Annotated in this window: 9 protein-coding genes and 1 pseudogene; 4 read left to right on the forward strand and 6 right to left on the reverse strand. The window is 72.0% G+C overall.

Annotated features, from left to right (window positions below; translation table 11 throughout):
- Window positions 1–19: 19 nt before the first annotated feature.
- From FHR36_RS31160 to FHR36_RS31175, 4 genes are all read right to left on the reverse strand, one after another.
- Entirely contained in the window at window positions 20–1,000 is a 981-nt protein-coding gene (locus FHR36_RS31160) for a LuxR C-terminal-related transcriptional regulator (protein ID WP_253802603.1), read from the reverse strand.
- Window positions 993–1,952 (reverse strand): LuxR family transcriptional regulator, encoded by a 960-nt coding sequence (locus FHR36_RS31165; protein WP_253802605.1) that lies wholly within the window; start codon window positions 1,950–1,952, stop codon window positions 993–995. Before FHR36_RS31165 ends, FHR36_RS31160 begins: the two co-directional genes overlap by 8 nt.
- Before the next feature lie 280 nt (window positions 1,953–2,232).
- Entirely contained in the window at window positions 2,233–3,210 is a 978-nt protein-coding gene (locus FHR36_RS31170) for a LuxR C-terminal-related transcriptional regulator (RefSeq protein ID WP_253802607.1), read from the reverse strand.
- Between the two features lie 723 nt (window positions 3,211–3,933).
- Window positions 3,934–5,022: a TDT family transporter gene (locus tag FHR36_RS31175; RefSeq protein WP_253802609.1), complete on the reverse strand. Its 1,089-nt coding sequence runs from the start codon at window positions 5,020–5,022 to the stop codon at window positions 3,934–3,936.
- A 70-nt stretch (window positions 5,023–5,092) separates the two neighbouring features.
- Here FHR36_RS31175 and FHR36_RS31180 point away from each other — a divergent pair, with 70 nt between their 5' ends.
- The 4 genes and pseudogenes from FHR36_RS31180 to FHR36_RS31195 form a co-directional block, all read left to right on the forward strand.
- Window positions 5,093–5,998, forward strand: a complete 906-nt coding sequence (locus FHR36_RS31180; RefSeq protein ID WP_253802612.1) for a LysR family transcriptional regulator — start codon at window positions 5,093–5,095, stop codon at window positions 5,996–5,998.
- Between the two features lie 117 nt (window positions 5,999–6,115).
- Window positions 6,116–8,719 carry an ATP-dependent chaperone ClpB gene (gene clpB / locus FHR36_RS31185; protein WP_253802615.1) on the forward strand — a complete coding sequence of 868 codons (2,604 nt, stop codon included), beginning with the start codon at window positions 6,116–6,118 and terminating at the stop codon, window positions 8,717–8,719.
- 151 nt (window positions 8,720–8,870) lie between these two features.
- Complete coding sequence (locus FHR36_RS31190; RefSeq protein WP_253802617.1) at window positions 8,871–9,434, forward strand: type III secretion system chaperone family protein; 564 nt, start codon at window positions 8,871–8,873, stop codon at window positions 9,432–9,434.
- Window positions 9,435–9,597: 163 nt separating this feature from the next.
- Window positions 9,598–10,353: pseudogene (locus FHR36_RS31195) on the forward strand (aminotransferase class I/II-fold pyridoxal phosphate-dependent enzyme); the annotation flags it as partial.
- A gap of 127 nt (window positions 10,354–10,480) precedes the next feature.
- Here the strand turns inward: FHR36_RS31195 and FHR36_RS31200 are convergent.
- Both FHR36_RS31200 and FHR36_RS31205 read right to left on the reverse strand, forming a co-directional pair.
- Complete coding sequence (locus tag FHR36_RS31200; RefSeq protein ID WP_253802619.1) at window positions 10,481–11,071, reverse strand: hypothetical protein; 591 nt, start codon at window positions 11,069–11,071, stop codon at window positions 10,481–10,483.
- A 7-nt stretch (window positions 11,072–11,078) separates the two neighbouring features.
- Window positions 11,079–12,752 carry a DEAD/DEAH box helicase family protein gene (locus tag FHR36_RS31205; RefSeq protein ID WP_253802621.1) on the reverse strand — a complete coding sequence of 558 codons (1,674 nt, stop codon included), beginning with the start codon at window positions 12,750–12,752 and terminating at the stop codon, window positions 11,079–11,081.

Genomic DNA, 12,752 nt, shown 5'->3' on the forward strand with positions numbered 1-12,752 from the left:
GGAGGGGTGGGCCGCCCGCTCAGGGGGCCGGCGTCCGTTCGGCGCCCCGCATCTGCCAGCCCAGCTGGAACAGCGTCTCGGCGTCGTGGAGTTCGCGCAGACGGGAGATGTGGCCGGCCACGGTGCGCTCGCTCAGGCCGAGCCGGCCCGCGATGGTCCGCTGGGTCAGGCCCTGGGCGAGCAGCCGGCCGACCTGCTCGTGCACCGGCGCCCCCTCGACCTCGTCGTGGTGCACCGCGCCCCAGGCCACCCGCTCGGCCCGCTCCCAGTCCCGCTCGAACACCCCGACCAGGAAGCTGACCACGGCCGGATCCTCGATGAACGCGGCGCTGCTGTTGTCGGCCGAGGCGGGGATGACCGCCACCCGGCGGTCGAAGACGATCATCCGGGTGTAGGGCTCGCTGAGCACCCGGATCTTCTCCCCCAGCGCGGTCACCGCCGCCGCGTACCGGACGGTCGCCTCGTCGAGCCGGGCGCCGGGCTGGTAGATGGTGCGCAGCGAGCGGCCCTCGGCCAGGAAGCCCCGGGTGCGCTCCAGGGACTGCTTGAGGTGCTCGGCCGGGCGTGCCCCGCCGGGCTGGGCGGCCAGGGTCTCCTCCCGGCACTCCGACTCCACCTGGAGGATCCGGTGCCGGATCTCCCGGAAGTCGTCGACGTGCTGCACCTCGCTGGAGCGGTCGACCCGCCGCGGCCGGGCGTCGTACGCGTCCGTCAGTTCGCCCAGCAGCGAGGGCATCTCCTCGGCCTGGACCAGCATCCGCGTCCCGGCCGAGCGCAGTTCGGAGCTGATCCGCTCGCCCACCGTCCGCGGGTTGACCGCGGTCAGCGAGGCGTCCTCGCTGTGGTGGACCAGCAGTCCGAGCTCCATCAGCCGGAGCACCGCCGCCGAGTCCTGCTCCACCGCCTCGCGGAAGCTCACCCGGCCGCCCTGCTCCAGAACCGTGAAGTACAGCTTCCGCTCGGGGTCGCTCGGCAGCGAACCCGGCACCAGATCACTCATCCACTCCACCTCGCATCAGCCACCCGAGCTGAAACAGTGTCTCCGCGTCGTAAAGGTCACGCAGTCGTGCGATGTGCCCGGCGACGGTCCGCTCGCTCAGCCCCATCCGGCCGGCGATCGCCCGCTGCGTGAGGCCTTGGGCCAGCAGCGTTCCGACCATGTCGTGCACCGGTGCCTCCGTCGTCCGGTCGGGTACCTCCCAGCGGATCCGCTCCGCGCGCTCCCAGTCGCGCAGGAAGCCGGCGGCCAGGACCGCGACCACGGCGGGGTCCTCGACGAAGGCCGCGCTGCGGTTGTCCGCCGCCGCCGGGATCACGGCGACCCGGCGGTCGAAGATGATCATCCGGGTGAACGCCTCGTCAAGCACCCGGAACCGCATACCCCAGCCGGTCGCCCTGGCAACGTAGGCGGCGGTGGCGGGATCGTCCCTGGAGACCGGCTGGTAGAGCACCCTGATCTCCACCCCGCGCTCCAGGGCCGCGCGGCTGCGGGAGTCGTCGGCCAGGTGCTCGGGCGGTCGGCGGCCCGGCTGGGCGGACAGGCCCTCCTCGCGGTAGTCCGCCTCGATCTGGAGGATCCGGTGGCGGATCTGCTCCATCTCGTCGACGTGCTCCACCTCCGCCGAGCGCTCGGCCTCGGGCACCGCCGCCTCGTACGCCTCGACCAGCTCCGCCAGTGCCTCGGGCATCCGCTCCGCCCGCACCAGCATCCTGGTCGCCTCGGTGCGCAGCCCGGCGCCGATCCGGCCGGCCACCGCACGGGGGCTCACCGCGGTCAGCTGGTCGGCGGTGCCGTGCGGGACCAGCAGGCCGAGCCCGATCAGGCGCACCACCGCGCCGGGATCCTGCCGGGCGGCCTCGACGAAGCCCACCCGGCCGCCCTGCGCCAGGATCTCCAGGTAGAGCGCGCGTTCGGCGTCACCGGGCAGCGGACCTGCCGCCGGACCGCTCACCCTGCACCACCTCGTCTCGACCGTCCCACTGGGAACAGCGTCCGTGCGCGGAATTTGTCACGCGACCCGGCGGGGTCGAGTCGTCGTAGGCGCGGGTGAGGCCGTGGAGCAGGGTGGGCCCGGACCGGCATCCTGGCGGCGGTGGGCAGTTCGGCGCCGAGCCGGCCGCTGACGGCGCGTGTGCCGACGGCGCGGTGGGAGTCGTCGGTCCGGGTGACCGGGCAGGTGGGATTGGCGGGCGGCGGCGTCCGGGAGCGGGGCGGGGGTCTCGGCGAGCGGGTCACTCACGGCGCCCTCCGCGCATCAGCCAGCCGAGTTGGAAAAGGGTTTGGGCGCCGTAGCGGTCGCGCAGGCGGGAGATGTGGCCGGCGACGGTGCGTTCGCTCAGGCCGAGACGGCTGGCGACGCCGCGCTGGGTGAGGCCGGCGGCGAGCAGGCGGCCGACCCGGTCGGCGACGGAGCGGGCGATCCGCGGGCCGTCGACCTCGCGCCACTGGACGGCCTCGGACCGGGCCCAGTCGCGCTCGAACATCCCGGCCAGGAAGGCGACGGCGGCGGGGTCGGAGAGGAAGGCGGCGCGGCTGTGGTCGTCGGCGGCCGGGATGATCGCCACCTTGCGGTCGACGATGATCATCCGCTGGAAGGGTTCGTCGAGGACCCGCAGATCGGCGCCGTGCTCGGTGAGTTCGCCGGCATACGTGAGGACGGCGGGCTGGGTGAGCACCACCGGCTGGTAGAGGATGCGCAGGTGGCCGCCGCGGTCCAGCAGGCCGAGGTCCTGGCGGCGGGCGAGTTCCATGGTCTCGGGGAGCCGCGGCCCGGGTTGGGCGGTGAGCAGTTCGTCGGTGGCCTCGGAGACGAGTTCGGCGATCCGGTGGCGGATCCGGTCGCGGCCGTCGACGTAGACGGCGCGGTGGGCGTCGAGCTGTTCGCGGGGCAGCGCCTCGTAGGCGCGGGTGAGGGTGGCCAGGGCGTCGGGGAGCCGTTCGGCGTCGCGGAGCAGGCGGGTGGCGCGGCGGCGCATCTCGGAGCCGAGCCGGTCGCCGACGGCGCGCGGGCTGACGGCGAGGTAGGCGCCGTCGATGCGGTTGACGACGACGAGGCCGATGGCCTCCAGGCGGTCCATGGCGGGGCGGTCGGCCTGGTCGAGGTGGGCGAGCGGGAGCCGGCCGCCCTCGGTGACGACGGAGAGGTAGAGCCGGGCGGCCTCGTCGTCGGGCAGTCCGTCGCCCGGTCCGGTGATGCCTTCCGCGGCCACGTCGAACTCTCCCCGCCTGGTCCCGGCCGTTCCGTGCACGACCGGTCTGTTCATGATCTCGAGCAGGCCCCTGCGGGGAGTCACGTGGAAGCCCGGTGACGGGCGTGTTCCCCGGGGCCGGAGCGCTTTCGCACTCCGGGCCCCGGGGAACCCGCTCGTGTCACGCCGGCGTCTTGGCACCTTTCGGCGAGGCGGAGCAGCAACGCCTCACCGACTCCGGGTCCGGGAGCCATCACCACACATGGCACCCGGCCGGCGCTCTTCCCCCCGGTTCGCAGGTGCGGACGCACCTCTCACACCCACGCGAAGAGCAAGTTGCCGATCTCGGGCTGCGGCGGCCCGGACGACCTGGCGTGACACCACCTTCACAGGGCGGCGGCTGCCGGACAAGGGATCCCCGACTGCAGGTTCCCGCAAGTGCAGGAACCTGCAGCGGACGTTCTCCGCGACCTGCGGGAATTGCCCGCCTCGCGCGGATTTCCCCCACCGCCGAACGGTCATTCGGCTGCGGGTCGGGGCGGGCTGCCTCTACCCATCTGGGCATGTCCTGGACAATCATGATCCCCCGGCCGACCTGCGGCGTCACCGCCGAGCAGCCGCTCGGCCGGATCACGCCCGGCGCCGGAAAACCGGGAATTCTCCGATTCTTCGCAGAATCCCCGGATCCGGAACCGGAAACACCGGGACCGATTTCGGTGCGGCGCGGCCGTCCACCGATTCGGCTCAGAGCAGCCGGCCGCCGACCACCCCCGCGGCGGTGCGCACCGCGGCGACCGCCCAGGCCCCCAGCAGCAGGACGTACAGACCGGCCGCCAGTCCGGTGAAGCCGCCGAATCCGGTGTGCCGGGAGAGCGCCGCCGCACCGGTGACCAGGGTGCCGACGGGGAAGGTGAAGGCCCACCAGGTCATCGCGAACGGCATCTCGGCCTTCAGCGCCCGCAGGTTGGCCGCCAGGGCGAGCGCCAGCCAGAGCATCGCGAAGCCCATCACCGCGACGCCGTACAGCACCGCGAAGGCGGTCGCCGGTCCGGCCAGCGCCGGGGCGGCGGTGCGCGCGGCGTCGGCGAGCTGGTTGACCGCGGTGGTGGACTGGCCGAGCGGGCCGAGCACCAGGAACAGGGTGGGGGTCAGCACCAGCGCGGGCAGCTTGCCGTGCACCAGGCCGGCGAAGACCAGCGGCAGGATCAGCAGGGTGGCCAGCAGGCTGGCGCCGAACAGCGCGTAGCAGCCGTACAGCAGGGCGACCCGGGCCCCGCCGGCCGGCAGGTGCGGCACCAGGGCGGGGCCGAGCGAGGCGGCCACCATCGGCGCCACCACCGGCAGCAGCCAGGTCGGGTTCGCCGCCAGGACGGAGAGCCGGTGCCGGGTGATCATCAGCAGCGGGATGCCGATCGCGACCGCGACGGCGTAGAGGGTGCCGACGCTCCACAGCACCAGGTCGGCGCCGAGCGCCGGTCCGGCGCCGATCAGCGGCGCGCCGATCGACAGGGTGCCGAAGCCGACCGCCAGCAGGGCCATCGGCGGACAGCCGTAGAAGACCGCGGTGGCCGGGTCGTCCAGCAGCTGCCGGCGGGCCTCCGCCCGGTGGCGCCGCAGGTGGACCGCGCGGGCGCCCACCAGCACCACCAGCAGGAGCGCCGACAGCGCCCACACCGCCTGGGCGAAGCCGGTCCGGCCGGGGACGTCGACCGGCAGCGCCGCCGCGCCGTTGGCGACGATCGCGGTGCCCATCACCGCCGCGTACCAGTTGGGGCCGAGCCGGGCGAGATCGGGACCGGCGAGCCGGGTGCGCGGAGCGAGGAGCGTTGCCATGGCCCCACCGTGCCCGGGGACGATCCGTGCCGGTAGCACCCGCCGCGCTATGAGGACATAGCCTGACCCTATGGCTCTCTCCTCGCACGTCCCCGAGCTCGGCGCCCTGGAGCTGCTGCTGGCGGTGGCCCGGCTCGGCAGCGTCGGGCGGGCGGCGGCGGAGCTCGGCGTCAGCCAGCCGGCCGCCAGCGCCCGGATCAAGGGCATGGAGCGGCAGATCGGCGTCCCCCTGCTGGAACGCTCGCCGCGCGGCTCGCGGCCCACCGAGGCGGGCCGGCTGGTGGTCGAGTGGGCCCGGCAGGTGGTGGAGGCCGCACAGGCGATGGACGCCGGCATCGACGCGCTGCGCGGGCGCCGCGACGCCCGCCTGCGGGTGGTGGCCAGCCTGACGGTGGCCGAGTACCTGATGCCCGGCTGGCTGCTGGCGCTGCACGAGGCCAGCCCCGGCACGGCGGTCATCCTGCGCACCGCCAACTCGGCCGACGTGGCGGCGCACGTCCTGGCGGGCGACGCGGACCTGGGGTTCGTCGAGGGCACCGGTACGCCGCCGGGGCTGGACGGCGCAGTGGTCGCGGCCGACCGGCTGGTGGTCGTGGTGGCACCCGAGCACCGCTGGGCCCGCCGCCGCACCCCGGTGACCGGCGAGGAGCTGGCGGCCACCCCGCTGGTGCTGCGCGAGACGGGCTCCGGCACCCGGGAGGTGCTGGAGGGTGCCCTGGCCCCGTACGGCGGCGCGGCGCCGCCGCGGCTGGAGCTGGCCTCCTCGACCGCGCTGAAGGCGGCGGCGATGACCGGCGCCGGACCGGTGTGCCTCAGCGAGCTGGCGGTGACCGAGGAGCTCGCCACCCGCCGCCTGGTGGCCGTCCCGCTGGCCGGGCTGGACCTGCACCGCCCGCTGCGGGCGGTCTGGCCGTCCGGGCAGCGCCCCGCGGGCCCGGCCCGGGTGCTGCTCGGACTGACCCGCGCCCCCCGCTGAGGGCGCCCCTCGAAGTCTTTCGCGAACGTTCAGCCGAAAGTTGAGCGGAATAGACTCAACTTAGTGCATGCTGTACATGGCAGACCGAGTGATACCACAGAGAGGGGCACGCCAGCAGTGGATGCCAGCAAGTTCACCAGCAAGACGCAGGACGCCCTGTCCGCCGCGATCCGGCAGGCCAGCGCCGCAGGAAACCCGGACGTCAAGCCGGTGCACATCCTGCTGGCGCTGTTCGAGCAGCCGGAGGGCCTGGCCCGCCCGCTGCTGGAGGCGGGCGGCGCCGATCCCGCCCGGATCGCGACCGCCGCCCGGCAGCAGGCCGCCGCGCTGCCCGCCGCCCAGGGTTCGACCGTGGCCGCGCCCCAGCTGGCCCGCGACACCCTGGCGGTCCTGGAGGAGGCCGGCCGGCGCGCCGCCGACCTGGACGACCAGTACATCTCCACCGAGCACCTGATGGTGGGCCTGGCCGCCGAGGGCGGCGCCGTCGCCGACCTGCTCAAGCAGAACGGCGCCACCGCCAAGGCGCTGCTGGCCGCCTTCAAGGACGTCCGGGGCAGCGCCCGGGTCACCTCCCCCGACCCCGAGGGCACCTACAAGGCGCTGGAGAAGTACGGCTCCGACCTCACCCAGGCCGCCCGCGACGGCAAGCTCGACCCGGTGATCGGCCGCGACCAGGAGATCCGCCGGGTGGTCCAGGTGCTGTCGCGCCGGACCAAGAACAACCCGGTGCTGATCGGCGAGCCCGGCGTCGGCAAGACCGCCGTGGTCGAGGGCCTGGCCCAGCGGATCGTGGCCGGCGACGTGCCGGAGTCGCTGCGCGGCAAGCGCCTGGTCGCGCTCGACCTGGCGGCGATGGTGGCCGGTGCCAAGTACCGCGGCGAGTTCGAGGAGCGGCTGAAGTCCGTCCTGAACGACATCAAGGCCTCCGACGGCCAGGTCATCACCTTCATCGACGAGCTGCACACCATGGTCGGCGCGGGCGCCGGCGGCGACTCGGCGATGGACGCCGGCAACATGCTGAAGCCGATGCTGGCCCGCGGCGAGCTGCGGATGGTCGGCGCCACCACGCTGGACGAGTACCGCGAGCGGATCGAGAAGGACCCGGCGCTGGAGCGCCGGTTCCAGCAGGTGCTGGTCGGCGAGCCCAGCGTCGAGGACACCATCGCGATCCTGCGCGGCCTCAAGGGCCGCTACGAGGCGCACCACAAGGTGGAGATCACCGACGCCGCACTGGTCGCCGCCGCCACCCTGTCCAACCGGTACATCACCGCCCGCTTCCTGCCCGACAAGGCCATCGACCTGGTGGACGAGGCCGCCTCCCGGCTCCGGATGGAGATCGACTCCTCCCCGGTGGAGATCGACGAGCTGCAGCGCGTCGTCGACCGGCTGCGGATGGAGGAGCTGGCGCTGGAGAAGGAGTCCGACCCGGCCTCGGTCGAGCGGCTCGGCCGGCTGCGGCGCGACCTGGCCGACAGGCAGGAGCACCTGAGCACCCTGAACGCCCGGTGGGAGCAGGAGAAGAAGTCGCTCAACCGGGTCGGCGAGCTCAAGGAGCGCCTGGACGACCTGCGCGGGGCGCTGGAGCGCGCCCAGCGGGACGGCGACTTCGAGCGCGCCTCCAAGCTGATGTACGCCGAGATCCCGGCCGCCGAGCAGGAGCTCACCGAGGCGCAGGCCCGCGCCGCCGACGAGCGCGGCGCCACCATGGTCAAGGAGCAGGTCGGCGCCGACGACGTGGCCGACGTGGTCGCCTCCTGGACCGGCATCCCGGCCGGCCGCCTGCTGGAGGGCGAGAGCGCCAAGCTGCTGCGGATGGAGGACGAGCTGGGCCGGCGCCTGATCGGCCAGGCGGCGGCGGTCCGCGCGGTCTCGGACGCGGTGCGCCGCACCCGGTCCGGCATCGCCGACCCGGACCGCCCGACCGGTTCCTTCCTGTTCCTCGGCCCGACCGGTGTCGGCAAGACCGAGCTGGCCAAGGCGCTCGCCGACTTCCTGTTCGACGACGAGCGGGCGATGGTCCGGATCGACATGAGCGAGTACGGCGAGAAGCACTCCGTCTCCCGCCTGGTCGGCGCCCCGCCCGGGTACGTCGGCTACGAGGAGGGCGGCCAGCTCACCGAGGCCGTGCGGCGCCGCCCGTACAGCGTGGTGCTGCTGGACGAGGTGGAGAAGGCCCACCCCGAGGTCTTCGACGTGCTGCTGCAGGTGCTGGACGACGGCCGGCTCACCGACGGGCAGGGCCGGACGGTGGACTTCCGCAACGCCATCGTGATCCTCACCTCCAACCTGGGCAGCCAGTTCCTGGTCGACCCGACCATCCCGGAGGAGCGCAAGAAGCAGCTGGTGCTGGACACCGTCCGGACCGCCTTCAAGCCGGAGTTCCTCAACCGGCTGGACGACCTCGTGGTCTTCGACCCGCTGGGCACCGAGGAGCTCAGCCGGATCGTCGACCTCCAGGTGGCGGCCCTGGCCAAGCGGCTGCACGAGCGGCGGCTCACCCTGGAGGTCACCCCGGCGGCCCGCGACTGGCTGGCGCTCACCGGGTACGACCCGGCGTACGGCGCGCGGCCGCTGCGGCGGCTGGTGCAGTCGGCCATCGGCGACCAGCTGGCCAAGGAGATCCTCTCCGGCCGGGTCCACGACGGCGACACCGTCCTGGTCGACCGGGACGAGCAGCACAACGGGCTCGGCGTCGGTCCGAAGCCCTCGCTGGTCAAGTGAGGCGGGCCGGTCGGCGCTGAGGTGAACATGGTGATCACGGTGGCCTGCGGTCTCTGTGCCGCAGGCCACGAATGAGGCAGGATGGAGGGAGACCCGTAGGGCGGCCCCTCCACATGTCAGCCACCCTTGCGCACCCCTGAAAGGGACCCCCGTGAGCATCGACCCGTCGTCCATCCCGTCCTTCGGCATGCCGCAGAAGCCGCAGGGTGGTGGCCAGCCCGGTGGCGCTCCGTCCGGCCCGCCGCCGGTGGTCGTCCCGGACCAGAACCTGGTCGCCCAGCTGCTGGACCAGATGCAGCTCAAGCACGTCGTGGACGAGGAGGGCGACCTCACCGCCCCCTGGGAGGGCTTCCGCGTCTACTTCATGTTCCGCGGCGAGCAGAAGGAGCTGTTCGCGGTCCGCGCCTTCTACGACCGGGCGTACCCGCTGGAGCAGAAGCACGAGATCCTCGACCTGATCGACGAGTGGAACCGCGAGACCCTCTGGCCGAAGGTCTACACCCACACCCACGAGGACGGCGTGGTCCGCCTGATCGGCGAGTCCCAGATGATCGTCGGCGCCGGCGTGAACCTCGACTACTTCGTGACCACCACCGCCAACTGGACCCAGGCGTCGGTCGGCTTCGAGCAGTGGATCGTCGAGCGCCTCGGCCTGCAGAAGGACATCGAGGGCGAGGAGGGTGAGGGCGAGGCCCCCACCGACGAGGAGGCCTGAGCCTCCGACCCGAGGCACGAGCCTCCCGCGCGAGGTCCGAACCTCCCACGCACCACCGAACGGGCCCGTCCCCCGAGCAGGGGACGGGCCCGTCGGCGTGCTACTTGTCGTCGGCCGCCGCCGGGCCGGAGGATGGCGGCGACGACGACTCCGAGGAGCTGTGATGGGTGCAAGGCCGCTGCTGAACCGCCGGTTGGCGGGCCTGGGGACGACCATCTTCGCGGAGATGAGCGCCCTGGCCACGGCCACCGGTTCGATCAACCTCGGACAGGGCTTCCCGGACACCGACGGACCCGCGGAGGTCCGCGAGGCGGCGGTCCGGGCGCTGCGCGAGGGCCGCGGCAACCAGTACCCGCCCGGCCCCGGCGTCCCCGAGCTGCGGCAGGCGATCGCCGAGCACCAGCAGCGCTTCCACGGCCTGACGTACGACCCCGACACCGAGGTGCTGGTCACCGCCGGCGCCACCGAGGCGATCGCGGCCGCCCTGCTCGCCCTGCTCGAGCCCGGCGACGAGGTGATCGCCTTCGAGCCCTTCTACGACTCCTACGCGGCGTGCATCGCGATGGCCGGCGCCGTCCGCCGCCCGCTCACTCTGCGCGCGCCGGACTTCCGCCCCGACCTGGACGAGCTGCGCGCCCTGATCACCCCGCGCACCCGGCTGCTGCTGATCAACACCCCGCACAATCCGACCGGGCTGGTGCTGACCCCCGACGAGCTCGCCGGGATCGCCCGGCTCGCCGTCGAGCACGACCTGCTGGTGGTCACCGACGAGGTGTACGAGCACCTGGTGTTCAGCGGCGGGCACCACCCGCTGGCCGCCCTGCCCGGGATGCGCGAGCGCACCGTCGCCATCTCCTCCGCCGGCAAGACCTTCTCCTTCACCGGCTGGAAGGTCGGCTGGGTCAAGCCCTGTTCGCCTACCTATTCGCTGGCGTGCTGAGGAGAGACTGCCTTTCTCGCGCCGGGCACGGCTCGGACCAATCAGCAGTCTCGACTTCAAGGCACGGTACAAGTGACCCGAGTGCGACTTGCCCTGTCAATCGGCGTCAAACGCGAACGAGTCGAAGAGTGAGGTGCCGCAACTCAATGCCTGCGACCCCAGCGAGGAGTCGATGCCGGTGCTTCTCACCCTCACTGAGTCGGGTTCCCTGCGGCGTGGTCACGACGATGATGGGCTCGGCCCCACGGTCGACTCGGGCGTTGATGCCACCCCACGTGAGCTCGGCAAGACTGGTGTCCGGACCCCAGATCATCAGGATGTCGGGGCCGGGGCCGCGCACCAGGCAGCGGTTGGGCTTTACACCCAGCGTTCGGCGGTCCGCCACCCAATCGATGCCAAAAGCTTGACGAGCAATCTCCTCCATCTCTGGGTAGCGGCTCACTACGAATCGGGCGTACGGGCCGATTCCGAACCGCGCCCTTGGTAGCTCCTTGATCGGGCCGTCCTTGATCCACACGCGGACTCGATCGCGGGCGATGAAGCGAGTCAGCTTGCCGCCGACGAGTGGGTCGTCGATCCAGTTGACGTAGCGATCCGCCCGTTCCCGTTGGGACATGCCGTCCCAGTCGAGCTCGTCAACCTGCCGATAGACCTCGGCGATCACTTCCCGACGGATGTCCTCATCGATGATGCTCATTGCTATCTCATCCCCCAAAGGCGGCTGGGTCAGGGAACTGGAGGCGACTCTCCTCCAGTGACGTCTCCAGGCTCGCGGCGTCCTTGATCCATTCGCGCATCAGGCTCTCCGCACGCTGATCGGAGAACTCAAAGGTCGTACCACGTTCTGCTAGGCGCAGGGTCTCAACCTCGTCTGCAGCGATTTGTTGGCGGATGTTCAAGATAGCGGCGACACGGCGGATGTCGCTTACGAAGTCCAGGACTTCGACGTGCGACTTTCCGGGTCGGAGGCGCAGGCCGCGTCCGAGCTGTTGGACGAAGATGCGGCGGCTGTGTGTCACCCGGGCGAAGCAGAGGATGTTCACGTCCGGGACGTCGACGCCTTCGTTGAGGATGTCGACGGCAGTTAGGATGGGTGTCTTTCCGCTGCGGAAGGCCATCAGGCGGGCCTGACGCTCGCGCTTGTTCAGGCCGGCGTGTACGGCCAGCGCGCCTCGCCACTGCGGTACTTCTGCGAGCAGCGCGGCCAAGCGCTCGGAGTGTTCGATGGTGCGGCAGAACACGACCGCACGAGGTTGCTGGGTGCGAGCCCAGACTTCCTTCAGTTGCTCGCGTACGGCTTCGTCGCGCTCAGGGAGGAAGAGTCGGGCGTTGAGGTCCTTGATCGAGTAGCTGTGGTCGCTGGCGCCCCGGACGAAGTCCCAGTCGACGTTGTCTGCGTAGAGGCGGTAGCGGACCTCGGAGAGGTAGCCCAACTTCATACCGTCCTCGATGCCTAGCGTGAAGCTGGGCTCTCCGAACCGCTTGCGGATGTCGAAGCGGTCGCCACGCCAGGGCGTGGCGGTGACCCCGAACTGCCGGCTGGCGTGGAGCACGTCGAGGAGTTCGGCAAGTTGGCCGTCCTCGGCGACATGGTGCGCCTCGTCGACCATGACCAGCGCGGGGCGGTAGCCGGCGCGGGCGTACGCGAGGGCGCTGGCGATGGTGGCGCAGGTGACGCCGCGCAGGTCGTCGGGGCGGTGGTCGCCGGTCAGGAGCTGCGTACGCACCGTCTTGGGCAGGTGGTGCCATAGCGCCCGTTCGAGCTGGTCCACCAAGTCTTTGGCCGGGGCGACGACCAAGACCTTGTCCTGGGGATTGTCACGCAGGTGGTGGTCGATGGCTTCGCCGCCGACCACGGTCTTTCCGAGGCCGGTGGCCAAGACGAGCAAAGCACGGTCAGCGCTGTCCAAGTCGCCGAGGATCCCCTGCAGGGCCTGGTATTGGTAGGGACGCAGCGAGCGAGCCGGCAACCTGTCCATTGTGAACTGGTCGTCGGCGTAGAGGTCTGCCAGCTCCTGGCCGGACCACAACTCGACTCTCATGCCGACTGCGGCAAGGCTGTCCCGGCGCTTTCGAGTCGTCGGCCCGAAGCGGCTGTTAGTGACGACTACCGCGTGGTCCGCACCGTAGTGGGCTTTGGCTTCCAGCACCTCGTCGACTGCGGACGGCGGCACCGCCGCTCCCGCCTTCCACTTGGCCTGGAACACCCAGAGGCGCCCCTCCCGGGTGGCGAGAATGTCACCGCCTTGGTCGTTCGCGCCGTCGATGTTCGTGACATCGGTGAACCCCAGGTGGAGCGCGAGGCGCTCCACCTGGCGAGTAAAGCCGAAGGGGCCGACCGCCCGGAGGAACTCCGGCGCCGTGAACGCGGTGCTCAT

The sequence above is a fragment of the Kitasatospora cinereorecta genome (assembly GCF_024172095.1).
Classification (GTDB): Bacteria; Actinomycetota; Actinomycetes; order Streptomycetales; family Streptomycetaceae; genus Kitasatospora; species Kitasatospora cinereorecta.